Here is a 24168-nt window from a genome sequence, read left to right as displayed (position 1 = left end):
GAGACAAAGTCATGAGCCACTTCAACTATAGAGACGGCGAGCTGTATGCCGAGGACGTGCCCCTGTCGCGCATCGCCGAGGCCGTGGGGACGCCCGTCTATGTCTATTCCGAGACGGCGCTGACCGATGCCTATCGGCGTTTCGCGGGCGCGCTTGCCGATGCCGGCCTGGACGCGCGGGTCTGCTACGCCATGAAGGCCAACTCGAACCTGGCCGTGGTACGGGCGCTTGCCGCATGCGGCGCGGGCGCCGACGTGGTCTCCGGTGGCGAGCTCGCCCGCGCGCTGGCCGCCGGTGTCGACCCGGCCGAGATCGTGTTCTCCGGCGTCGGCAAGACAGGCGAGGAAATGCGTCAGGCGATCGCGGCGGGGATCGGCCAGTTCAACGTCGAATCCATCCCCGAGCTCGAACGGCTCTCGGCGGTCGCAGACGCATCGGCCGCGAGCGTCAATGTGGCGGTACGCGTGAACCCCGACGTGGACGCGGACACCCATCACAAGATTTCGACCGGGCGCCACCATGACAAGTTCGGCATCGACATCGATCGGGCGCGCGAGGTTTATGCCCACGCCGGGACATTGCCGGGAATCGCGCCGATTGCGGTGGCGGTGCATATCGGCAGCCAGCTGACGGATCTCACGCCCTTTCGCACGGCGTTCACGCGCGTCGCCACGCTGGTGGAAGAACTGCGCGCGGACGGCCACAACATCACCAAGCTCGATCTCGGCGGCGGGCTGGGGATCGACTACGGCCTGTACGCGCCGCCCGACCCGCGCGACTATGCGGCCATCGTGGCCGACACCGTGGGCGGCCTGGGCTGCACGCTCGTGTTCGAACCAGGCCGCTACCTGGCCGGGCCCGCCGGCGTCCTGCTGACGGAAATCATCTACATCAAGGAAGCCGAGACCCGCAGCTTCGCCATCGTCGATGCGGCCATGAACGACCTGGTCCGACCGGCGATGTATGACGCCCATCACGAGGTGCTGCCGGTGCGTGAATCGGGTACCGGCGACGCGACCCACAGCTACGATATCGTCGGACCCGTGTGCGAGACCGGGGATACCTTCGCCACCCAGCGCGATCTACCGGCCCTGGCGGCGGGTGAACTTGTCGTGATCCGCGATGCAGGTGCCTATGGCGCCGTGATGGCATCAGGCTACAATAGCCGTCCGCTGATCGCCGAAGTGCTCGTTCGCGGGGCCGGCTTCAGCGTCGTACGTGCGCGCCAGGATATCGCCGCAATGCTGGCGCAGGAAACATTGGCAGACTGGCAAACCGTGTAAAGCGCCGTCCCGATTGACGGCCGGATCAGGGGCCGAATTGAGCGACAGGAACGACCGGAACCCGGACCGCGACCCACCGTCGATGACGGCGGCCCCCGCGCGCCTCGGTCTGCGGCGCGCCATCGCACGGGCCGCGATGCTCTGGGAACGCGCCTGGCCGGCGCTCTGGCCTGCCGTCGGGGTGGCGGGCCTGTTTCTCGCCCTCGCGCTGCTCGGCGGGCCGGCCGCTCTGCCGGGCTGGCTCCACGGGCTGCTTCTGTTGGGTTTCGCCATTGTTTTTGCCCTGCAGGCCTGGCGCGGCATCCGCCGAATCGTACCGCCGACGGGCGCCGAGGCGACCCGCCGGCTGGAAACCGACTCCAACCTCCCCCATCGCCCGTTGACGGTCATGGTCGACAAACCGGCCGTCGGCGTCATCGACCCCGAGACCGACCGGCTCTGGCGCCTGCATCTGGCACAGGCGGCCGCGGCCGCGCGCAATATCCATCTGCGCTGGCCGCATCCGAATCTGGCCGGTCGCGACCCCTATGCCCTGCGGATCGGGCTCGGGGTGCTACTCATCATCGGCGTGGTGGCCGCGGGCAGCGATGCGTCCAACCGGTTGGCGCGGGCCTTCTCGCCGGATTTGCAGGGGCTGGCGAGCGGCCCCTCGGCGAGCCTTGAACTCTGGATCACGCCGCCTGACTACACCAACCTGCCGCCGCGCCTGCTCGCCAGCGCCGACCCCGGCGCGGCCTCTGCGCCCGACACGAGCGGCGGGGGTGAAATCACGGTTCCGGTCGGCAGCACCCTTCTGGCACAGGTCAGCCACGCACGCCGCGCACCGACCCTGCAAATCGGCGACACAAGTCAGGACCTGACGTCGGTCTCGGAGAATAGCTGGCGGACCGAGGCGTCACTCGACCGGATCGGGCCGCAACCGATGCAGGTGAACGCATCGGGACGGACGATCGGCGAATGGCGGATTAACGTCCTGCCGGACACCGCACCGGAAATCACCTTCGTCGAATCTCCCCAGGGAACGACCAGCAACACCCTGCAGCTCAGCTATGACGGCACGGATGATCACGGGATCGTCGGGGTCACGGCCGAGATCACCTGGCCCGGCGTGGCCGACGGGCCGTCGTTCCGGCCGGTCGCCATCGAACTGCCGCGGCCCCGGCCCGACCCGCGCGAGGGCAGCGCGGTGAGCGTTCACGATCTGACGGAACATCCGTGGGCGGGCCTCGAAGTCGATGTGCGCCTCACCGCGACCGACGGCCGCGGCCAGACCGGACAGACGGACCGGCTTTCGGTGCTGCTACCGGAACGCAGCTTCAACCACCCCGTGGCGCGCGAAATCGTCGAACAGCGGCGTGTGCTGGCGCTCTCGCCGGACAGCCGGCGCGAGGTGGCACGTTCGCTCCACAATATCGGCAGCTTCCCCCAGCGTTTCGACAATGATGTCGTGGTTTTCCTGTCGTTGATGTCCGCCCGGTCACGGCTGGTCCACGCCCCCGCAACAAGCGACACCACACCCATTCTGTCGCAACTCTGGGACACGGCGCTGCGGCTGGAAGACGGGGCGCTTTCGCTGACCCAGCGCGAGCTCGCCAACGTCCAGGAGCAGTTGCGCCAGGCGATCGAGAATGGCGCCGGCGACGAGGAAATCCAGGCGCTCATGGAAGAGTTGCGGGCCGCGCTCGACCGGTATCTGGAGGCGCTCGCGCAGAATCTCTCCCAGGCGCTCGAAGGCATGGACTTGTCGTTGCTGCCCGAGGCCGGCGAAGAGCTCGATATCATCGACCAGCAAGCCATCCAGGAACTGCTCCGGCAGCTTGAGCAGATGGCACGCCTCGGTGACGCGGAAAGCGTCGAACAGCTTCTCGAACGCATGCAGCAGATGCTTCAGGCCCTGCGCGACGCCCCCAACCAGCTCCAGCAGCAGGGCAATTCACCGGCGCAGGAGATGCTCCGCGATCTTCAGGACGTGGTGCGCCGCCAGCAGGAACTGCAGGACGACGTCTTCCAGCGCAACCAGCGCGGCGAGCGACTGTCCGAGGAAGAGGCCCAGCGCCTGCGCGAGGCGCAGAATGAAATTCGCCGCCAGCTCGGCGAAGTCATGCGCCGGCTCGGCGAGATGACGGATCAGATACCCGAGAATCTGGGCAATGCCGAAGACGCGATGGGCGATGCCGAAGGCGCGCTCCAGGACGGCGACCTTTCCGGCGCGCTGGGCGATCAGGCGCGCGCGCTGGCCGAGCTTCAACAGGGTGCCCAGAGCATGGCGCTCCAACTGCTGCCACAACCCGGCCAGGGCCCCGGTCAGGGCCAGGGGCAACAACAGGGGCTCGCCCAACCCGGCGAGGAAGGCTTCGATCCGCTGGGGCGCCGCCTGCCGGGTGAAAACGAGGATCAGCCGTTCGGGGTCGATAGCGGCCGGCAGGGAATCGGCGATGGCGAGCAGGCCCGCCGTGCATTGGAGATTCTCGACGAATTGCGGAGCCGCGCCCTCGACCAGACGCGCCCGACGCTCGAGCGGAATTATCTCGAACGCTTGTTGCGCCGCTTCTAGGAACCAGAGGGCCGGTGTGCCGTCGCGGCGCCCGTTCAGTGCGTCGTGCGGCTTCGCGATCCTCTTTGCGACATCGCTTCTTCCGCGGCATCGCATATCTGCTTCAGACTGAACGGCTTGGCGATCACCTCGTGGATAAGCTCTTCGAGATTATGGGCGCGCTGCCGTTCGGCGGCATATCCGGTCATCATCAGGATGGCCGTCTTCGGATGCTCCTTGGCAACCTTCAGCGCCAGGGCGATGCCATCCAGACCCGGCATCACGATGTCGGTGATGAGCAAATCGAAATTCTCGTCCACGTCCAGCGTATCGAGCGCGTCGAGACCGTCATTGGCCGTCGCCACCTCATGCCCGCCATGGACCAGCGCGCGGCGCACAAACTCGCGCACCGCACCGTCATCTTCAGCTATCAGAACTCGTGCCATTTTTGTCTCCACCCCCTCATCATCACGGACATGTCGATGCCTGCGATGTCCTCCCCGATCTTGCCCGTCTTCGCCACGGGCAAGGAATTGGATCGTCTATCACCAGGGCAGGCTCCGCGACGGCGGAGGGAGTGACGATCACGTGTCAGGGATTTTCGTCGGGATTGGTAAACAAAACACTAACGTTTGCCGCATTCGCCGGTATTTCCCCGGTCTGCGAGGTAAACGAAGCCCGTTCACCGGGGCCGAGACGCCGTGTGTCGATTGTGAAGGACCATGTCTTGAGGGTGTTTTTCTCGCCATCCGAAATCAGGACATAGAGCACGGGAATGTCACGCACGCCGTTGGCGACATTGATCACTTCGCCCTTCAGCGCCAGCTTGCCATCCTCGGCAGAGACGTTGAACTCCACTTCAAGCCCTTCCCCCGGCGGCGGGAAGGCGTCGATACCGACGCTCGCATACAACGCCTCGGCCTGCGGCACTGCGAGCGCGATCGGCCCGCGGCCAAACCAGAGAACGGCCAGAATCGCCACCAGCAGCACTGCCGACACCATCCAGGCCGTGCGCGCGCCGCGGCCGGGCCGGAGTTGGCGGAGGGCCGGCACGTTGCGCCGGCCGCCCCCGGACTCCTCTTCCGGGTCATAGGGGGTCACTTCAATGGGAATCGGCGATTCTTCTTCCGCTTCCGGCATCGATTCGTACCAGACATGGGCACACTTGCCGCATTTCACGCGTCGGCCATCGGGCGCTAGATGCGCCGCGTCGATCGCAAATCGCGTGTGGCAGTCGGGGCAACTCAGGATCATCGTCTGGTTATCGCCGTCACAGGTAAATCAACATTGAAGACCGAGTATAAACGATTCACAGACGCGGATCGCGAATCCGTATTTGCCCGCCGCCCCATGGCTTTACCCCCGGGTGCCATCATGCCAACGTGATCGGTGAACAGGGCCGAGTCGAAATCTGCATATTTCCCGGTCCCCCCGTCCCAACCGGAGGCGCCTTTTCGTGTTGCGCTTCGAAAATGTCGGAATGCGCTACGGCATCGGGCCGGAGGTTTTGCGCGATGTCAGCTTCGCGCTCGCGCCGGGATCGTTCCATTTCCTGACCGGATCCAGCGGCGCCGGCAAGACCACCTTGCTCAAGCTGATGTATCTCGCCTTGCGTCCCACGCGCGGACTGGTCCACCTGTTCGACAAGGACATATCCGTGACCCCGCGCGGCGATCTGCCGGCGCTGCGTCGGCGCGTCGGCGTGGTGTTTCAGGATTTTCGGCTGATCGACCATCTGACAGCCGTAGAGAATGTCGCCTTGCCCCTGCGCGTCAACGGTGGGCGGCACAACGAGATCGACACCCATGTGCGCGAACTGCTGCGCTGGGTCGGGCTCGGCGACCGGCTCGATGCCCGCCCGTCGACATTGTCCGGCGGCCAGCAACAGCGCGTGGCCATCGCGCGCGCCGTGATCAACCGGCCACGCCTCCTGCTGGCCGATGAACCCACCGGCAATGTGGACGACCATATCGCGGTGCGCCTCATGCATCTGTTCGAGGAACTCAACAAGGCCGGCACGACCATCGTCATCGCGACCCATAACCATGCGCTGCTGGAGGAGTTCGGGCACCCGGTGCTGCAGCTTGACGATGGCGAGCTGGTCGTCCGCCACACCGTGGCGTCGTCTGCTTCGGCAGGCGGCACGTCCAACGCGGAAGCAACCTAGTGCTCGGACATCGGACCGACCTGCCGTTCGAGCGCGACCAGTCCACGCGGTTCCTTCCCTGGATCGTGGCGTTGATGGTCTTTCTCGGCGCGCTGATGTTCGCCGGCGCGCTGATCGTCTCCGACACCATCGACAGTTGGGACAGCACCCTGACCGGACGGATGACGGTCCAGGTGCCGCAGGATTCCGCCACCGGTCCGGAAATCGAGAGTTTGGTCACGTTGCTTGACGCGACGCCCGGCGTCGCCGCCGTCCGGCCGGTTCCGGCACGCGAAGCGCGCGCGCTGCTCATTCCGTGGCTGGGCGAAGAAGTTGTGGATTCCGGACTTCCCATACCCGCGCTGATCGACATCGAACTGTCCGCCGGTGCCCGCCTCGATGCCGGCCTGCTTGCGGCCCGGCTGTCTCAATTGGTCCCCGGCACGACCGTCGACGACCACCGGGCGTGGCTTTCCGCGCTCATCAACCTGGGCCGGACCGTTGAAATTCTCGCCTTCGTCATCCTGGCGCTGATCGCCTCGGCAGCCATCGTCGCGGTGATTTTCACGACCCGTAGCGGCCTGGCGGTCCACGCGGCCATTATCGAATTGCTGCACCAGATGGGCGCCCACGACACCTATATCGCGAGGCAATTCCAGATTCAGGCGATGAAATTGTCACTGCGTGGCGGAATCGCCGGCGCGGCGGCGGCGGGCATCGTCCTGTTGATCTTCGCATGGGTCGGGCGCGGCATCGACGCGGCCTTCCTCCCGCCCGTCACCCTGACCATCGGCGAATGGCTCGCACTCCTGATCGTCCCTGCCGGTGCGGTGGTCATCGCAATGCTCACGGCACGACTGACCGTCCTGCGCGCGCTCGCCCGCATGCCGTGATGGCCCGCAAGCGACATCGCCGCTGGCGGCGCATCTTCATCCTGGCGGGGCTGCTGATCTTCATCTGGGCGTTCGGCCTGTTCGTGTTCGTCGAGCGCATCCCGGCATTGAGCGGCGACCGGGACGACGCCCTTCGTACCGATGCCATCGTCGTCCTGACCGGCGGCCGCGGCCGGGTTGAGCACGGCACAAATTTGCTGGCGCAATCTGCGGCACGGAAGATGCTGATCTCGGGTGTCGGCCCGAATGTGGCACCGCGCGACGTGATCCCGGCCGCACAGCTTGAAACCAACACCCTGGATTGCTGTGTCACCCTGGGCCGAGCCGCCCGCAACACGCGCGAGAATGCCGTCGAGGCGGCCGGGTGGGTCGCCGCGAACGGCGTCACCAGCCTGCGCCTCGTCACCGCCGACTTTCACATGCCGCGCAGCCTGCTCGAATTTCATTCGCGCCTGCCCGACGTGAAAATCGTGCCTGACCCGGTCACATCGGAGAATGTGCACCTGACACGTTGGTGGCGCTGGCCCGGCACCGCATTCCTGCTGGCCGGGGAATACAACAAGTATCTGGCAGCCCGTCTGCGGGTCTTCGCCGCCCAAATACTGGAAAGGGGCTGACCCCGACATGCGACCGGTCCTGTTCACCATCCTGTTCTACGGGTGGACCACCCTCGCGGGCTTCCTGGTGCTGCCGCTCCTGCTCGGGCCACCCCGCCCGGTGATGGCCTATAGCCGGTTGTGGATTCGCGGTGCGCTCTGGCTACTGCGCATCACCGTCGGGCTGTCGCACCGGGTCGTGGGACGCGAGAACATCCCCAACGGACCGGCGCTGTTCGCGGTCAAACACCAGTCGGCCTGGGACACGCTGGCGATCAATCTGATCGTCCGCGACGCCGCCATTGTGCTGAAGCGGGAACTCACCTGGATTCCACTATTCGGCTGGTGTCTGATCCGCACGCGCCAGATCGCCATCGACCGGGCCGGCGGCATGTCGGCGCTGCGCGGCATGGTCAAGATGGCGCGGGCCGCGCTCGCCGACGGGCGCCCGATCGTAATCTATCCCGAAGGAACCCGGGTCGCGCCGAGCGCGAAGCAGCCGTACCATGCCGGTATTTCGGCCCTGCATGGCGCCCTAGATGTGCCTGTCGTCCCGGTGGCGCTGAATTCCGGATTATTCTGGCCACGACGCTCGCTCAAGCTTCGTCCCGGGGTCATCACAATCGAGTTCTTGCCGCCGCTGGCCGAAGATATTCCAAGACGCGAATTCATCAAAAAGCTTGAAACGACGATCGAAGCTGCGGCGGAACGGTTGTATCGGGAAAGCGCTGCGACAACCGCTGACTTGAATGGTCGACGGGCTGTGGATAAAGTTGTGGAAGACTGACCGCCCGCAGGAATGCCAAGCGGACGGCTAATACGGCGCGAGTAAATATCGATGCCTGCGAGAACCGGCAGGCGGAGTTGCGTCCATATTCTTTCGATATTTCAGTTATATTTCTCATCTGCCGCAATAGCGCGCTCACTTTCCTTTTCAGCCAAACGTGAAACATCGGAAAATACCGCGCTTTTCGCTTCGCGGGTGACCGGGAACGCTGATATTCGGCCCGCAGTACATCCCCGAAACCGCTACACGGGCTCTCATTAACGTTCTGTGGATAAACCATCGACCGGCCCACATCTCCCGGCGGAACCGGTTGCAATTATTCAGATATTAGCAAGTGGGGGTTATACCGGCCCGTCGGGTGCGTTTTGCGCCGCCCGTTTGTGCAGACGGCGCAGGGGCCGGTCGGCGATTCCCAGCGCGTCGAGATGTTCGACCGTGTTGCTCAAATACTCGGTGTTGGGCCCGCTTCGGCCATGTCCCTGCAGAATCAGGCGTAACGCCTCGTCCTCCGACAAGCGACCGGCATACTGAACATGATTATGCGCCGCCGTGTAGGTGTGGGCCCTGACCGTCTTGTCGCCGATCCGGGCCGTCACCCAGCGCGGCATATAGACCCGTGTCACCATCTCCCGGCGGATCAGATACTCCACGGCGCTGCTCGCATGTTCGGCGGCGACCCGGTAGGCCACGCCGCTGCAACTGCCGCCATTGTCGAGCCCCAGCACGAGGCCCGGCCGTTCCCTGGTGCCGCGATAGACATGGGAGTACACGCAGAACGAACGATGATAGCCATGCACCAGCGCCCGCGCGCGATCGACGAACGGGAAATCGGGCCGCCACATCAGCGAGCCATAGCCGAAGATCCAGAGATCCTCACCGGGCGGATGGGTCTCCATGACCGCCCGCAAGGTCCAATCCAGTTCGTCCTCGGTCAGCTCATACTGGTCGGTGAGATGACGGAGATCGGGCTGTTCCTTCAACATCGACATGGCGGCAGGATCTGTTCCGGTGCGGGTGACGGGGCGAATTCATGCGGCTCGTCTCGACGCCGCCGCGAACCCCGACTAGGTTGATCGGCAACTACTTAGGCAACTGGCTGCTTATGATCCAGCGAAAGTATTTAATTCCCATCGGCGTGGTGGCCCTGCTCGTGGCCGTCTGGACGCTCGGCTGGTTCTGGTTCGCCGGTGAAATCCGGACCGGCCTGCAGACATTTGCCGACCAGCAGTCGGACGGCCCCGTTGCGGTATCCTGGGAGTCCGTTGAAATCACGGGCTATCCGACGCGGCTGTTCACACACATCGCGGCCCCGCGCGGCGCATGGTCGGGCCCGGACGGGGAGATCCGCTGGGCGGGTCCCGCCACGACCCTGAAATTCTTCACCGACTTCGGGCGCACCGTCTCGTTCAGCGCACCAGGTGTACACAGCTTCCTGTTTGACGGCGGCGCCGGCCCCGCCGCACGGCGTGCGATCGAAGCCGACAATATCGGCCTCAGCGGCCGTATGAATTTCAACAATGAAGGCTATCTCACGGGCCTGCGCGGACTGGCCACCGGCCTCGACATCGAGATCGACCGGCAACCCGTCTCGACCCTCGACAGCGCGGCGGTCGACTGGATCCTGTCCACGGGGGCCGAAAACCCCGAAGCGATCCATCCCGCCCCGGGCGGCCAGGAGCTGACATTCGCGTTGTCCGGCGTTTCGCTCGCGGCCGCCCGCCTCGACCCGAACCTCGTCGACGTCCTCGGACACAAGCTCGACCAACTGGCCGGTCAACTGTCGGTTCGCGGTGCGCTCGACCCGACCGACCTGTCGCCGGGCGGCATGGCACGTTGGCGCGATGCGGGCGGAACCCTTGAGCTGGAGGACTTCTCCCTTGTCTGGGGGCCGCTGCAAGTTGTTGGGGACGGCACCCTGGCCGTGGATGCCAACCTGCAACCCGTCGGCGCCTTCACAGCACAGATCGCGGGCCTCGACCGGCTCGTTGATCTGCTCGAGACAACCGGCCGGATGCGCCCGCAACAGGCCGCGATCGCGCGAATTGCGTTGGCGGTGCTGACCCGCGCGCCGGCCAACGGCGGATCACCGCAGGCCCGGGTGCCTGTCTCGATCCAGGACCGCCAGCTATCGATCGGCCCGATAACGCTGCTGCGGCTGCCGGTCATCAGCTGGAACTAGGAACCGGAACCGGTCAGGATTCGTCGTCGGACGCCTTGCCGTTCTCGGTGTATTGGAACCGGCCGGCCTGACGGGCCTCGATCACACCCCGGCGGATATCGCGGGTACGGGAAAACAGCTCGAACAGCGCATCCCCGTCATCGTGGCGGATTGCGCGCTGGAGCGCGGTAAGATCCTCGTCAAAGCGGCCGAGCATCTCCAATACCGCATCCTTGTTCAGCAGGAACACATCGCGCCACATCACCGGGTCGGACGCCGCGATGCGGGTGAAGTCGCGAAAGCCGCCGGCCGAGTATTTGATCACCTCGCGGGTCGTGACCACTTCATCGTCGCGCGATTTGGCCTCGAGTTCGGTCTCCAGATCGGCAGCGGTCGCAACGATCGTGTAGGCAATCAGATGGGGCAGATGGCTGGTGATCGCCAGCACCCGATCGTGATGCTCGGCATCCATGATCTCCACATCCGCACCCATGCCCTGCCAGAGCGCCTCGAGCTTCGCGACGGCGACCGCGTCAGCGCCCGGCGGCGGGGTCAGGATCGAGAAACGGTTCTGGAACAGTTCGGCGAAACCGGATTCAGGCCCGGAATGCTCGGTGCCCGCCACCGGATGGCCCGGCACCAGATGCACCCCGTCAGGGATGTGCGGCGTCATCGCGGCGATGACCGAACCCTTGACCGAGCCGACATCGGTGACGATGGCGCCGGTTTGCAGATGCGACCCGATGGCCTCCGCGACCGCGCCGCACGCGCCCACCGGGGTCGCGACCACCACGAGACCGGCCCCGGACACCGCATCACCGATGTCCGCATGGATACTGTCGGCGATATCGAGCGCCTCGGCCCGCGCGCGCACGTCGGCATCTGCATCATGCAAAGCCACATGATCCGCCAGTCCGTTCGCGCGGATTGCATGCGCGACCGATGAACCAATCAGGCCGACCCCGATGATCGCCACGCGTTCGAATATCCGTGTTGTGCTCATACGCCCTCTACGAAGGCACGCAGGGCGCCGACGACGTCGTTCATTTCATCGCGTGTGCCGATGGACATGCGCACCCATTCGGGCAGCCCGTAGCCGCCCACCCGGCGGGTCACGATCCCGCGCTCGAACAGGAACCGGTAGGCCGCTTCGGCATTCCGGTCCGTCTCCGGATCGAACCGGATGATCACGAAATTGCCGACCGACGGATTTACCGTCAGGCCCAGCGCCTCGACTTCGGACGTGAACCACGGCAAGAGCTCGGCATTCAAATCGCGCGAGCGCGCCGTGTGTTCTGTATCTTCGAGTGCGGCGATGCCGGCCGCGATCGCCGGCGTGGACACATTGAAAGGGGGGCGCACCCGATCGAGGATCTCGATGATCTCGGCAGGACCATAGGCCCAGCCGATACGCAAGCTGGCCAGCGCGTATATTTTCGAGAAGGTCCGCGTCATGATCACGTTCGATGCCTCGCGCACCAGCGCGATGCCCGGGTCGTAGTCGGACACCGTGACATATTCCGCATAGGCCGCATCGAGGACGAGCAAAACGTCTTCCGGCAGGCCGGCATGCAGACGCCGCAATTCGTCATTCCCCAGATAGGAACCCGTCGGGTTGTTCGGGTTGGCGAGAAACACGATCTTCGTGCGCGCGTTCACACGCTCGAGGATGGCGTCTACATCGGCGGTCAGGTCGGTTTCGGGCGCCGCCACGGGGGTCGCGCCGACCCCGAGCGTGGCGATCGGATACATGGTGAAACCATGTTCGCTGTAGATCGTCTCGTCGCCCGGCCCGGCATAGGCCAGCGCAATCAGATCGATGAGCTGATCGGAGCCGCAACCACAGATGATGCGCTCGACCTCAAGCCCATGATGGGCCGCGAGCGCCAGACGCAGACTGCGCGCATCGATTTCGGGGTAGCGGTGCATCTCCTCACTGGTCGCCGAATAGGCTTCCATTGCGCGCCAGGACGGCCCGAACGCGCTTTCGTTCGAACTGATGACAATGCGGTCCGCGCCGCCCGAGCCGACATCGCTGCCGGCGTAGGGCGTGATCCGGAGCACACCGGGTTTGGCCTTTGGCGGTGCCACCTACTTCGCTCCTGCTGTATCCGCAGCCATATAGGCGCGGGCAAACGCCCCGAGCAATCGGATATTCGAGGCCTCAAGCGTCGCGGCGACAGCACGGATACGGGCGTCGTCTGCGTCGATGAAACCATCCAGCTCGACGATGTGAATACGTTCATCGACCGCATGGGGATCGTCCGTCACCGCCTGCCCGGCGACCGCGAGGCCATGTTCGGCGCAGACGTCACCCACCCGCGCGCGGCTCACGGGCTTCGGGCAGGTAAACATCAGCAAGCTGAGGTCATCACCCGATTTCTCGGGCACCCCCCGGGCCAGCACCAGCGCGCCGACCGACGCACCGGCGCCGCTGGCCGCGTCGTCATACCAGGGCAAACGAGCCACCACATACACATCAGATGCGTCGCGAACATCACCCCACCAGCCAGGCGTCTCGGCGGCTTCGGGGAGCGGCACCAGGCCGACCGAAACCTCGCCACGATGTACCGCCGAGACCACATGAGAGGCCGATTCAAACCGTACCGTCGGCGTATCGAGGCCGAAATGTCCGTTGGCCAGGCGCAGCGCGGAGCCATGCCCCTCTATGGGGCAATACCCGACCGTCAGCCGCCCCTGAATGCGGATCGACGCGGCAATGATCTCGCGCCAGAGCCGGACGATCGATTGTTGCGAAAGCGCACCGCGATCACGCCCGAGAAGCCGGTGCAGCAACTGGGCCTCGCGTGCCGGGCGGAATGTGACCTGGCCGTCAGCCGCCTTGCGACTCCCGATTTCAGACACGACTTCGCCGCGCCGCACCAGCAGGTCGTGCAGCTGCTCATCGATGGAATCGATCTCGCGGCGCAGCGCCGCCAGGTCGTCTGGCGCGGGGCTCATGGTCTCACTCATCCGGGAAAATAGCGGGCGAATATGTATCGCTCCCCCGGGAATTTGGCAAAGAAAACGTTGACACCCCTCCTCGGCCCCACATAGCTATGCGCCCGATGCGGTGGCGTTTTCCCCCACATCACCGGCTTCAAACCATGCCCAGACAATGACAAAGCACGAACCAGGTGGCGCGCAGAACGCCGGCGATGCAATCGCAGTCGAACCGGCGGTCAACGACCTTCCGGGCCATACGCTTGTCCTCGGCGCCGACACGCCGTTGCGGCTGGCGTCAGGTCAAATGCTGGGGCCGTTCACGGTGGCCTATCAGACCTACGGCACCCTCAACGCAGACAAGTCGAACGCGATTCTCGTCTGCCATGCCCTGACCGGCGATCAATATGTCGCGGAAACCCATCCGATAACCGGCAAGGAAGGCTGGTGGGGAAGCATCGTCGGGGCGGGCCGCACGATCGACACCGACACCTATTTCGTCATCTGCATCAACGTGCTCGGCGGCTGCATGGGTACCGCCGGCCCCAAGGATATCGACCCCCGTACCGGCGGGCCGTTCGGGCTGAATTTCCCGGTCATCACAATCGCCGACATGGTTGCCGCCCAGAAACGCGTCATCGAGCATCTGGGCATCGCCAAGCTGTTTGCGGTGATCGGCGGTTCCATGGGGGCAATGCAGGCGCTGGAATGGGCGTCACGCAATCCCGAGATGGTGTACTGCGCGATTCCGATCGCCGGCGCCGCACGTCATTCAGCTCAAAACATCGCGTTCCACGAAGTCGGTCGCCAGGCAATCATGGCCGATCCGAACTGGTGCGGGGGGGCCTATTACGGCGAGGATGTCGACCCCGAACGCGGCCTCGCCGTCGCGCGCATGGCCGCGCACATCACCTATCTTTCCGATTCCGCGCTGCATCGGAAATTCGGGCGCAACCTACAGGATCGGCAGGAAATCACGTTTGGCTTCGACGCGGACTTCCAGATCGAGAGCTATCTGCGCCATCAAGGCCGCTCGTTCGTCGAACGCTTCGATGCGAACTCCTATCTCTACATCACCCGGGCGATGGATTATTTCGACCTGGCCGCAGAGCATGACGGCCAGTTGCCGGCGGCGTTCGAAGGCTCCCCGGTCCGGTTCTGCCTCGTCAGCTTCACGTCCGACTGGCTGTTCCCGACGGCGGAGTCACGCCAGATCGTCCATGCGCTGAATGCCGTGGCCGCGTCGGTGAGTTTCGTTGAGATCGAGACCGATTCCGGACATGACGCGTTCCTTCTCGAGGAGCCGGAATTCTTCCGAATTCTGTCGGGCTTCCTGAGCGGCGCGGCCGATCAGTATGCTCGAACGACGATCGAGGCCGGCCCATGAACCGACAGGAAACCACCGCGACCGCGCGCATTCGCGTCGATCAGAAACTGATCGCCGACATGGTGACACCCGGCAGCCGGCTCATCGACGTCGGCTGTGGTGACGGCGTGCTGCTGGACCTGCTCGTGCGGGACCGCCAGGTCGACGGGCGCGGCATCGAGCTCAGCCAGGAGGGCGTGAACACCTGTGTCGCGCGCGGGCTGGCCGTGGTGCAGGGCGACGCCGAGACCGATCTGCACAACTACCCCGACGACGCATTCGATTTCGCCCTTCTGTCACAGACATTGCCGGCGATTTTCGATGTGAAGGGCGTGTTGCGGGAACTCCTGCGCATCGGGCGCTGCGCCGTCGTCAGCTTTCCCAATTTCGGATACTGGCGCGTGCGCACGGACCTGCTCTTTCGCGGCCGCAGCCCCATATCGGAAAACCTGCCCAACGCCTGGTATGAATCGCCGAACATCCGGTTCTTCACCCTGACCGATTTCCTGAATCTTCTGGACGAACTGGACCTCACCGCCCAGCAGATCATTACGATCGATCATCGTGGTCAGGCGAAGTCGCAGAAACAGATCGGGCACTGGACGAACCTGTTAACCGAGCAGGCGATTTTCCTGATCGGCCGGAGCTAGCCGACAGCTCGGGTGATATCGCGGGCGACATCGCCGCCCCGCCTTCGGGCAACGCGACATAGAAACGGCGGCGGAGTTTTTCGCCCGCGAGCGCGCCGCCATAGATCTGCTTCGTCGCCTCGACAATCGTGACGCCGCCGACGGGGTTGAGCCAACGCAGACCCATACGCTCCCAGGCCGGCGCGGCAGAAAGCCAGAACCGGCGCCGGGACGGCGGGAAAAACAGCGCGCGCGCATCGCGAACCGGCGTGAACATGGATTGTCGCAAGGCCTTGTTGAGCTGCTCGGTGGAGAATGGGTGCCCGTGACCGAACGGCGTGTGATCCGTGCGGGCCCAGATCGAGCGGCGGTTCGGAACGGCGACCATCAGGCGGCCACCATCTGCAAGAATACGCCACATCTCCCGCAGCATCAGATGGGCGTTCTCGCTGTACTCCAATCCATGCACCAGCAGAATCCGGTCAACGGAAAGGTCCGGCAGCGGAATCTCGTCTTCATGGGCGACCAGGGCGAGGTTGCGTTCCTCGGTGATCCGCTCCGGCCATGCCAACACCCCCATGCGCGTCGGCATCACCGCCGCCACACGCTCCGCCTCGTCGACGAATGGCGTCAGATAAGGGGTCGCGTAACCGAACCCCAGAACGCGCATGCCGCGCACGTCCGGCCAGAGGGCGCGCACCTGCCGGCGGATCATGCGCCGGGCAACGGAACCCAGGCTGGAAGCGTAGAAATCGCGCAGGTCGATAACATCGAGAATCATGGCCGCGACGTTAACACAGGGTGTCGGCGGTGCGGGCGGCGGCACCGTTTCGAACACAATTCAGTTCGTTCGGGTTCGCGTGTACTCTCAGCCATCAGACACCGAAAAAAAGCGAGAAAGTCATGAAGCTTATCTACTCCGCCGCTTCCCCCTATGCGCGCAAGGCGCGTATCGCCGCCATCGAATCCGGCGTCGGCGACAAGCTCGAAATGGACGCGATCAACCCGTGGGAAGACCCAGCCGGCTTCCGCGACATCAATCCGGTCGGCAAGGTGCCGACCCTTGTGCGCGACGACGGCCCGCCGCTCTATCAGTCGAACCTCGTCTGCGAGTATCTCGATTCGCAGGGCTCGACCAGAATTTACCCCGACCCCGGCCCCGCCCGCTGGACCGCGTTGCGCCAGCTCGCCGCAGCGGACGGTATCCTGGATGCGTCGGTCCTGGAGCGGATGGAAGGCATGTTCCATGAGGGCGCCGCCGCGTCGGCCAAACTCATCGACCGGCAGGAACTGTCCGTCAACGCAGCCCTGGACCAGCTCGAGGCCGAGGCCGGCGACCTGAGCGGGCCGGTCACGATCGGACAGATCGCGGTCGCCTGCGCGCTCGGCTATCGGGATTTCAGATTCGCCGACGCCGATTGGCGCGGTGGCCGGCCGAAACTCGCCGCGTGGTTCGACGCCTTCGCGGCGCGACCTTCCATGACGGCCACCGACCCGGAGGCCTGAACGGCACCCGGCGCTAGTAGAGGAACGACGTCAGCAACGCGTAGGTCCCGAACCCGGCCAGCACCAACGCGACAATACGGTCCATCCAGAGTTGATACGACCCATCGACGATCGGGCGGAACAGGCTCGCGGTCGTCGACAGCGCGATCCACCAGAGCGCCGATCCGGCAAACACACCGGCGACCAGGATCGAGGCATTGCCGATCGAGCGGCCCGCCTCGGTAAAGCCGAGTGTCGCCAACAGGCCGGCAAACGCGACAAAGGTAATCGGGTTGGTGATCGCCAACATGAAGGTGGACAGGAAATCCTTCACCAGACTGTGGGTCTCGATCCGCCGCTGAATTTTCTCGTCGGACCCGTCGGTAACCGGATGTGCACGAACCATCGCGGCCACGGTGCGCAGCGCCAGCAACAACAGAATCACACCGCCGGCCAGGCGCAACCCGCCCTGATGTCCAGTGATCCAGTCTTCGACCGCGGATATTCCGAACGCCGCCACCGCACCGTAGAGCGCGTCTCCGAAGGCCGCACCAAGGCCCGAAATGAGGCCATGCATGCGCCCCTGCGACAGGGTGCGCTGAACGCACAATACTCCGACCGGTCCAACCGGCAGTGCGAGGAAGAAACCAAACACGATGCCCTGGATGAGAATGAAATCAGTTACGGCCAAAATACTGGGTTCCTGTTCCCCGATATGCGCGCCGGGCGGCGTGCCATCCCAGGGTGGTTCTTAGCAGATTACGCGCACGGTAAAAAACCGCGCGGCGTCAGGCGACCGAAACCGCCGAGAAGTATTGCGCCGGCGACACGATCACATCGCGCGCCGCGACCAGTTCGAGTTCGGCGCCTGACCGCCGCCGGGTTTCCGAAAGAACGGCAAAGACCCTGGCAACACTATCTTCCAGTGCACGGGCCAGGCCGCGGTGATCCGTCATCGCCGCCGCGAAGAGGGCGCTGAGCAGGTCACCTGCCCCATGCGGATCCGATCGAAACGCAAGCCGCGGCGTTTCCAAGGACCAGGCCTGCGAATCGTTGAACGCAATGACCGCCACGCGCCCCGGGTCAAGATCACGATGGTCGGCGCTGGTCACCATGACACTGGCACCCGGCCGCATGTGCGCCAGAAGCTTGCGGCCGTCCGCGACGATCTCGCTCGCCGACGCCGCCTTCAACGCCCCGAAATCGCATCCACACAACAGCGCGAGTTCAAACAGGTTGGGGGTTATAAGGTCCGCGACCGGCAGCGCCGAGGTGCGAAAATGCTCGGGCAGCGACGCCTGCACATACAATCCCGATCCCTCATCGCCCATCACCGGATCGCAGCAATAGATCAGGTCCGGGTTTACCGCCCGCACACGGCCGACCGTGTCGGTGACCAGCGCGGCGAGCGCCGCACTGCCGAGATAGCCGCTGATCAGCAAGTTACAACTGGGAAAGGCGCCGCGACGCTCGAGCCCGTCGAGCAGGTCGCGGACTGTGTCCGGCGGCATCGCATGACCACCAACATCCGGATAGCCGGCATGGTTGGAGAGGATCGCGGTGGGGACGGACCAGGCCTCATGTCCGAGACACTGAAGCGGAAATACGGCCGCCGAGCTACCGACATGGCCGAACACGACCTGAGACTGTATGGAGAGAATATTCATCGCTGGGGACCGGTTTTGCCTTCGTCGCCGCCCCGGCACAAGAATTCGTTTGACCGACGCGAAACGCCGTTGATACCTCTCGAATATTGATCTGCCTGGATGCGGGGCCCGGCTTTAGACGCCTGAGAAAGAGCCCGGTGCGAAAGCGCCGGGTTCTTTTCATGCCCGGCGCACGGATCACCTTCTGGCAAGGGTCGCATAAAGTCTCCGGAAATGAAGAAGGCGCCAGGTGCATGGACGCGGAGCCCGTAACGCCTGACGCCTTCCTCGATCTTCCGATCCCGGAGTTGCCCCCTGGACTTCAGACCCTTCGGATCCCCACCCGCGAGGCTTGCGCCCCGCCGGCTTCGACCCAATACCCACCTTGACGTTCAGCTTCTCGTCGCTCCGCGCGTGGGACGCACCCCTGGCCGATACGTCGTCCAGCGCGCTTCGCTTATCCGGCATCGTCCGCTTTGACACGTTCCATGCCGCCCCCGAAGGGGTCGAAGCCTAAGGTCGGCAACCTTTCCTCAAACCCGCCCGGTTGGTCCCCGCAACTCCGAAGAGCCCCGGTTTCCGCCCGGCCGTCGTTCCGAATTCCTGGCCGGCGAGAGCCTGGATCACGAAACGCCGCCATCCTTCCTTCGCCCCGGGGCCCACCGAAGCGGACATCAGGGCGGCGCGCGGGCCCCGAAGGGTTCGCGCCACCGGAAAGACCGCTGGTCTGCGCAACGGCACCTTCCTTACCGGCCGGCCTCTGATCATGCCCTTCCGAGGAAGCCCATGTCCGTCTGGCCGCCCGGCCGTGCCCGGCACCCGGCGCGTGGTTGCCCACATGCCGGACCGTGCACATGAATGGACATCCACCGAGGCGATCGATCCCGAAGGATCATGTCCATCCGCCGACTTTCCCGCCCGACCCGGCATCGCCTTGCGGCGACCCCCGTGGTCCGGCGTTCGGTTCCCGCCGATCCGTCTCGCCCCCTGGTGAGCGCCCCGGACCTGCCCGAGCCAGCCGCAGAGCGGAGGATCGGACGCGACAGAAACCCGTCGACACGCCAAAGCGTGCGCGGACATGTTCCGCCGCCACCCCCAAGGCGGCAATGTCCAATCGCGGCCGACAAACAGTTTCCTGTGCAAAACTCGACCGGTAGATCACAACTCCTCCACAGGTTTTCCACACGCTTTGCTTCAATGAGAGCCTGTGCCCGGCGATCCAAGCTCTTGCGCGGGGCTGTGTCATTGACGAAACGGGCGGTGGGAGGCTAAATCTGCTTCGTAGATATTCGTACCCACGCGACCGGCATGAACGACCGTTCAACGGCGCGTGGCACACGGAAAACCCACCGGAACCATTTCCCGTGTTCCGGCTTTGCAGCCACGTCAGGGGGCCACATGGCGACCGACAACAGACCGCTATCACCGCACCTTCAGGTCTATCGCCCGCAATTCACATCGGTGCTGTCGATTCTTCATCGAATCACGGGCATCGGCCTCGCCGTCGGTACCCTGCTCCTGGTCTGGTGGCTGATCGCCGCCGCCGCGGGCCCGACCGAATTCGCGGCCGTGCAGAACTTCATCGGCTCGGTCGTCGGACGGATCCTGCTGCTGGCCTGGAGCTTCGCGCTCTACTATCACCTCTGCAACGGCATCCGGCATCTGGTCTGGGACGCCGGCAAGGGCTTCGAACTGAGCACCGCGTTTGCCTCGGGTTGGCTGGTCGTCATTGCTGCGGCAGTCCTGACTGTCATCAGCTGGGTCGCCGGATACGCCAGCCTCGGAGGGCTATAGAGATGAACATGCGCTCCCCCCTGAGCCGCGCGCGCGGCCTCGGATCGGCCAAGAGCGGCACCGACCATTGGTGGATGCAGCGGCTGACGGCACTGGCCCTGATCCCGCTCGTGATCTGGTTCGTCGTGTCCATGATCATCGTGACCGGCGCCGACCACGCGGCCGCCGTCGAATTCATCAGCAGCCCGATCAATTCCGTTCTGCTGATCCTCCTGATCGTCGCCACCTTCTACCACGGCCAACTCGGCCTGCAGGTCGTGATCGAGGATTACATCCACACACGCTGGCTCGAAGTGGGCCTGATCATCGCGGTCAAAGGCGCGGCCATTTTCCTTGGCGTCGCCTCGGTCTACGCCGTGATCGCAATCGCATTGAATTAAGGGGTTAACGATGGCGACCAACGGCGATTATGAAATCATCGACCATGACTATGACGTTATCGTCGTGGGCGCGGGTGGTGCCGGATTGCGTGCCACATTCGGCATGGCGAACCAGGGCCTGAAAACGGCCTGCATCTCGAAAGTGTTTCCCACACGCTCCCACACAGTGGCGGCGCAGGGCGGCATTTCGGCCGCACTCGGCAATATGGGCGAGGATGACTGGCGCTGGCACATGTATGACACCGTCAAGGGGTCGGACTGGCTGGGCGATCAGGACGCGATCGAATACATGGTCCGCGAGGCGATCCCGGCGATCATCGAGCTCGAGCATCAGGGCGTGCCGTTCAGCCGCACGGAAGCAGGCAAGATCTACCAGCGGCCCTTCGGCGGCATGACCACGAATTACGGCGAAGGGACGGCCCAGCGCACCTGCGCGGCGGCCGACCGCACCGGCCACGCGATCCTGCATACGCTTTACCAGCAGTCGCTGCGCTACAACGCCGAGTTCTTCATCGAGTATTTTGCCCTCGACCTGATCATGGAAGACGGCAAGTGCCGGGGCGTCATGGCCTGGAATCTGGCCGACGGCACGATGCACCGCTTCCGCGGGCACCTCGTATGCATGGCGACGGGCGGCTACGGCCGGGCCTACTTCTCGGCCACCTCCGCGCATACCTGCACGGGCGACGGCAACGCGATGGTTGCGCGCGCCGGATTGCCGCTGGAGGATATGGAGTTCGTTCAGTTCCATCCCACCGGCATCTATGGCGCCGGTGCGCTGATCACCGAAGGATCGCGCGGCGAAGGTGGGTATCTGACCAATTCAGAAGGCGAGCGTTTCATGGAACGCTATGCCCCGTCGGCCAAGGATCTGGCCAGCCGCGATGTTGTCAGCCGGTCAATGACCATCGAGATGCGCGAAGGCCGTGGCGTCGGCGACGAGAAAGACCATATCCATCTCCATCTCGAACATCTCGACCCCGCCGTCCTGGCCCAGCGCCTGCCGGGCATCTCCGAGACGGCACGCATCTTCGCCGGCGTCGACGTGACCAAGGAGCCGATCCCGGTCCTGCCGACCTGTCACTACAATATGGGTGGCATTCCCACGACGTATCAGGGCCAAGTCCGGACCTGGACCGAGGACGATCCCGAAGCCGTCACGCCGGGCCTGATGGCCATCGGCGAGGCCGCGAGCGTTTCGGTACATGGTGCCAACCGTCTGGGTTCGAACTCGCTGCTCGACCTAGTCGTGTTCGGCCGGGCTGCCGCACTTCGCGCTGCCGAGCTGGTCACGCCGGGGACACCGCACGAACCGCTTCCGGACAATGCCGGCGATGAAGCACTCGCGCGCTTCGACAAGCTTCGCCACGCCTCGGGCAGCACACCGACCGCGAAACTGCGCCTCGAAATGCAGCGCACGATGCAGAACAACTGCGCCGTGTTCCGCACCGGTGAGGTCCTGCAGGAAGGCGCGAACAAACTCGACGAACTCTGGGGTGCGCGCGACGATCTGAACGTGTCCGACAGCTCACTCATCTGGAACTCCGACCTGGTCGAGACTCTCGAGCTCGAAAATCTGATGATGCAGGCGGTGATCACGATCAATGGCGCGAAAGAGCGCGAGGAAAGCCGGGGCGCACATGCACGCGAAGACTTCCCCGACCGAAACGACGATGACTGGATGAAGCACACGCTTGCCTGGGTCGACGAGAAGGGCAAAGTCGACCTCAAATATCGCCCGGTACACCTCCAGACAATGACCAACGAAGTCCAGAGCTTCCCGCCCAAGGTGCGGTCCTACTAGGCCGATCCCGGCGACGAGGAGAATTTACGATATGGCTGAGTTTACGCTGCCGAAGAATTCGAAAGTGACCGAAGGCAAGGAGTGGCCCAAGCCCGAGGGCGCGACCAATACAAAGGCCTTCAAGATTTACCGCTGGTCCCCGGACAGCGGCGACAATCCCCGGGTCGACACCTATCATCTCGACCTCGACGATTGCGGACCGATGGTCCTCGACGCGCTCATCAAGATCAAGAACGAGGTCGACCCGACCCTGACCTTCCGACGGTCGTGCCGCGAGGGCGTGTGCGGGTCCTGCGCGATGAACATTGACGGCGGAAACACGCTGGCCTGCACCAAATATATCGCCGACGCGAAGGGCGATGTACGGGTCTACCCCCTGCCCCATCAGTCGGTGATCAAGGATCTGGTGCCCGATCAGACCCATTTCTTTGCCCAGTACCGGCAGATCGAACCCTGGCTCAAGACCGACAGCCAGACGCCCGAGCGCGAGCGCCTGCAGAGCCCCGAAGATCGGGCCAAGATCGACGGCATGTGGGAATGCGTCCTGTGCGCCTGCTGCTCGACATCCTGTCCGAGCTATTGGTGGAACGAGGACCGCTATCTCGGCCCGGCCATCCTGCTGCAGGCCTATCGCTGGCTCGCCGACACCCGCGACGAGGCGACAGGTGACCGCCTCGACCAGCTCGAGGATCCGTTCCGCCTGTATCGCTGCCACACCATCATGAACTGCACCCGCACCTGCCCGAAGCATCTCAACCCGGCCAAGGCGATCGCGGAAATCAAGAAGATGATGGTGGAACGCCGGGTTTGAACAGCATCTTCCATCGCGAAACATCCGTCGGGCGCACGTACCCGGTCGGCAAGCCTGTTTCGAAATTGCGCAACGCCGCGGCTCTGTCCGCGGCGCTCGCGTTTTCGGTCGCCGGTCCCGCGCAGGCCCAGAGCGAGCGATTTCCCGCCGGCCCCGCCAACATGTTCAAGCCCGGCGCCGTCTTCCTGTATTACGACGGCACCACCGACCCGGCCCGCATCGAGGGCCTCAATGCGGCACTCAATACGATGACGGCGCAGAGCGCGGAGACCGCCAGGACCATGCAAACGGTTCGGGCCGGAATCGAGAACGGCGTGGCCGACAGCAGCCGGGACGAACTGGCGCATACCGTCGCGACGAGCATCGAAGGCACTTTTTCGATCGTGGTGCAGGCCGGTTTTATGCAGGCATTGGCCCGGACCAGCCCGAACTTCGGACAGATGTTTCAGAACGCGCGGACGAACATGCAGTTGCCGAACGGCGAGGCCATCGAATTACCGGTGCTGCTGGCCGCCGCAGTGCATTCCCTGAGCGTGGTCGGCGCGGGCGAACGCATGCGCGACGAATCTACGGCGCGCGCGCTGGCGGGCGATTACGACCTGGCGACGACCGGCACATGCGCCGTGCCCGAAGGCAATGTCGCGTTGGCGCAGAAGGACTTTATTCTCGAAGGGGTTATCGACGACCGGCTGGCGGTGTTCGGCACCCTGGGTGACATGCGCATCTACATGGTCTCGAACGAACAGCGCTTCGCTCAGGTCACAGAGAATGCCGGCGCCGCGCCGACGATCGACGTGCCGGATCAGGCGTCCGACCTGTTCGAGGCCGTCCTGCCTGCGCCCGGCGCGCCGATCGAGTTTCGGAGCATCGCGCGCGGCACCTGCCGTTTCACGCTGACCCCGGCCTCGCCCTGA

24 protein-coding genes are annotated in these 24168 nt (G+C 64.5%); 15 read left to right on the top strand and 9 right to left on the bottom strand.

Annotated elements, in window-relative coordinates; all coding sequences use genetic code 11:
- Positions 1-11 precede the first annotated feature (11 nt).
- Positions 12-1283 carry a diaminopimelate decarboxylase gene (gene lysA, locus ABJ363_07120; GenBank protein ID MEP4378756.1) on the top strand — a complete coding sequence of 424 codons (1272 nt, stop codon included), beginning with the start codon at positions 12-14 and terminating at the stop codon, positions 1281-1283.
- A gap of 37 nt (positions 1284-1320) precedes the next feature.
- On the top strand, positions 1321-3837 hold the full coding sequence (locus tag ABJ363_07115) for a DUF4175 family protein (GenBank protein ID MEP4378755.1): 2517 nt from the start codon (positions 1321-1323) through the stop codon (positions 3835-3837).
- A gap of 35 nt (positions 3838-3872) precedes the next feature.
- Here the strand turns inward: ABJ363_07115 and ABJ363_07110 are convergent, their stop codons facing one another.
- Both ABJ363_07110 and ABJ363_07105 read right to left on the bottom strand, forming a co-directional pair.
- Positions 3873-4262, bottom strand: coding sequence for a response regulator (locus ABJ363_07110; GenBank protein ID MEP4378754.1), 390 nt, complete (start codon positions 4260-4262; stop codon positions 3873-3875).
- Positions 4263-4407: 145 nt separating this feature from the next.
- Positions 4408-5070, bottom strand: a complete 663-nt coding sequence (locus ABJ363_07105; protein MEP4378753.1) for an MJ0042-type zinc finger domain-containing protein — start codon at positions 5068-5070, stop codon at positions 4408-4410.
- A 202-nt stretch (positions 5071-5272) separates the two neighbouring features.
- Between ABJ363_07105 and ftsE the strand changes: the two genes are divergently transcribed.
- Genes ftsE through ABJ363_07085 form a run of 4 tightly spaced genes read left to right on the top strand, consistent with a single transcriptional unit; the run spans position 5273 to position 8238 of the window.
- Positions 5273-5983: a cell division ATP-binding protein FtsE gene (gene ftsE / locus ABJ363_07100; protein MEP4378752.1), complete on the top strand. Its 711-nt coding sequence runs from the start codon at positions 5273-5275 to the stop codon at positions 5981-5983.
- Positions 5983-6855, top strand: coding sequence for a cell division protein (locus ABJ363_07095; protein MEP4378751.1), 873 nt, complete (start codon positions 5983-5985; stop codon positions 6853-6855). Before ftsE ends, ABJ363_07095 begins: the two co-directional genes overlap by 1 nt.
- Positions 6855-7472: a YdcF family protein gene (locus ABJ363_07090; GenBank protein ID MEP4378750.1), complete on the top strand. Its 618-nt coding sequence runs from the start codon at positions 6855-6857 to the stop codon at positions 7470-7472. The genes ABJ363_07095 and ABJ363_07090 overlap by 1 nt, the downstream gene beginning before the upstream one ends.
- A gap of 7 nt (positions 7473-7479) precedes the next feature.
- On the top strand, positions 7480-8238 hold the full coding sequence (locus ABJ363_07085) for a lysophospholipid acyltransferase family protein (protein MEP4378749.1): 759 nt from the start codon (positions 7480-7482) through the stop codon (positions 8236-8238).
- A gap of 341 nt (positions 8239-8579) precedes the next feature.
- Here the strand turns inward: ABJ363_07085 and ABJ363_07080 are convergent, their stop codons facing one another.
- A complete protein-coding gene (locus tag ABJ363_07080; protein MEP4378748.1) occupies positions 8580-9227 on the bottom strand; it encodes a gamma-glutamylcyclotransferase in 648 nt (215 codons plus the stop codon).
- A gap of 113 nt (positions 9228-9340) precedes the next feature.
- Here ABJ363_07080 and ABJ363_07075 point away from each other — a divergent pair, with 113 nt between their 5' ends.
- The gene (locus tag ABJ363_07075; GenBank protein MEP4378747.1) at positions 9341-10417 is read left to right on the top strand and encodes a DUF2125 domain-containing protein; all 1077 of its coding nucleotides are present in this window, start codon (positions 9341-9343) and stop codon (positions 10415-10417) included.
- 13 nt (positions 10418-10430) lie between these two features.
- Here the strand turns inward: ABJ363_07075 and ABJ363_07070 are convergent, their stop codons facing one another.
- From ABJ363_07070 to pheA, 3 genes are read right to left on the bottom strand one after another with little or no spacing between them, the layout of a single operon-like run.
- Positions 10431-11399 carry a prephenate/arogenate dehydrogenase family protein gene (locus tag ABJ363_07070; protein MEP4378746.1) on the bottom strand — a complete coding sequence of 323 codons (969 nt, stop codon included), beginning with the start codon at positions 11397-11399 and terminating at the stop codon, positions 10431-10433.
- On the bottom strand, positions 11396-12487 hold the full coding sequence (hisC, locus tag ABJ363_07065; GenBank protein ID MEP4378745.1) for a histidinol-phosphate transaminase: 1092 nt from the start codon (positions 12485-12487) through the stop codon (positions 11396-11398). Before hisC ends, ABJ363_07070 begins: the two co-directional genes overlap by 4 nt.
- A complete protein-coding gene (pheA, locus tag ABJ363_07060; protein ID MEP4378744.1) occupies positions 12488-13357 on the bottom strand; it encodes a chorismate mutase in 870 nt (289 codons plus the stop codon). It lies immediately after the preceding gene.
- A gap of 157 nt (positions 13358-13514) precedes the next feature.
- Here pheA and ABJ363_07055 point away from each other — a divergent pair, with 157 nt between their 5' ends.
- Both ABJ363_07055 and metW read left to right on the top strand, forming a co-directional pair.
- Positions 13515-14726: a homoserine O-acetyltransferase gene (locus ABJ363_07055; GenBank protein MEP4378743.1), complete on the top strand. Its 1212-nt coding sequence runs from the start codon at positions 13515-13517 to the stop codon at positions 14724-14726.
- The gene (gene metW, locus ABJ363_07050) at positions 14723-15355 is read left to right on the top strand and encodes a methionine biosynthesis protein MetW (GenBank protein ID MEP4378742.1); all 633 of its coding nucleotides are present in this window, start codon (positions 14723-14725) and stop codon (positions 15353-15355) included. The genes ABJ363_07055 and metW overlap by 4 nt, the downstream gene beginning before the upstream one ends.
- On the opposite strand, the gene ABJ363_07045 is transcribed toward metW, so the two are convergent.
- On the bottom strand, positions 15255-16115 hold the full coding sequence (locus ABJ363_07045) for a methyltransferase domain-containing protein (protein ID MEP4378741.1): 861 nt from the start codon (positions 16113-16115) through the stop codon (positions 15255-15257). The genes metW and ABJ363_07045 overlap by 101 nt on opposite strands.
- A gap of 122 nt (positions 16116-16237) precedes the next feature.
- Here ABJ363_07045 and ABJ363_07040 point away from each other — a divergent pair, with 122 nt between their 5' ends.
- Positions 16238-16840, top strand: a complete 603-nt coding sequence (locus tag ABJ363_07040; GenBank protein MEP4378740.1) for a glutathione S-transferase — start codon at positions 16238-16240, stop codon at positions 16838-16840.
- Positions 16841-16853: 13 nt separating this feature from the next.
- Here the strand turns inward: ABJ363_07040 and ABJ363_07035 are convergent, their stop codons facing one another.
- Both ABJ363_07035 and pdxY read right to left on the bottom strand, forming a co-directional pair.
- Positions 16854-17510 carry a LysE family transporter gene (locus ABJ363_07035; protein ID MEP4378739.1) on the bottom strand — a complete coding sequence of 219 codons (657 nt, stop codon included), beginning with the start codon at positions 17508-17510 and terminating at the stop codon, positions 16854-16856.
- A 97-nt stretch (positions 17511-17607) separates the two neighbouring features.
- Positions 17608-18486: a pyridoxal kinase PdxY gene (pdxY, locus tag ABJ363_07030; GenBank protein ID MEP4378738.1), complete on the bottom strand. Its 879-nt coding sequence runs from the start codon at positions 18484-18486 to the stop codon at positions 17608-17610.
- 1377 nt (positions 18487-19863) lie between these two features.
- Between pdxY and sdhC the strand changes: the two genes are divergently transcribed.
- Genes sdhC through ABJ363_07005 form a run of 5 tightly spaced genes read left to right on the top strand, consistent with a single transcriptional unit; the run spans position 19864 to position 24168 of the window.
- Positions 19864-20259: a succinate dehydrogenase, cytochrome b556 subunit gene (gene sdhC, locus ABJ363_07025; protein MEP4378737.1), complete on the top strand. Its 396-nt coding sequence runs from the start codon at positions 19864-19866 to the stop codon at positions 20257-20259.
- 2 nt (positions 20260-20261) lie between these two features.
- Positions 20262-20639 carry a succinate dehydrogenase, hydrophobic membrane anchor protein gene (sdhD, locus tag ABJ363_07020; protein ID MEP4378736.1) on the top strand — a complete coding sequence of 126 codons (378 nt, stop codon included), beginning with the start codon at positions 20262-20264 and terminating at the stop codon, positions 20637-20639.
- 10 nt (positions 20640-20649) lie between these two features.
- Positions 20650-22443, top strand: a complete 1794-nt coding sequence (gene sdhA, locus ABJ363_07015; protein MEP4378735.1) for a succinate dehydrogenase flavoprotein subunit — start codon at positions 20650-20652, stop codon at positions 22441-22443.
- A gap of 31 nt (positions 22444-22474) precedes the next feature.
- Entirely contained in the window at positions 22475-23254 is a 780-nt protein-coding gene (locus ABJ363_07010; GenBank protein MEP4378734.1) for a succinate dehydrogenase iron-sulfur subunit, read from the top strand.
- A complete protein-coding gene (locus ABJ363_07005) occupies positions 23251-24168 on the top strand; it encodes a hypothetical protein (GenBank protein ID MEP4378733.1) in 918 nt (305 codons plus the stop codon). The genes ABJ363_07010 and ABJ363_07005 overlap by 4 nt, the downstream gene beginning before the upstream one ends.

The organism is Alphaproteobacteria bacterium (assembly GCA_039980135.1).
In the GTDB taxonomy this organism is placed as follows: Bacteria; Pseudomonadota; Alphaproteobacteria; order UBA6615; family UBA6615; genus UBA8079.
The sequence above is the reverse complement of the archived record's forward strand: the minus strand, read 5'-3'. Positions and strand labels throughout refer to the sequence as shown.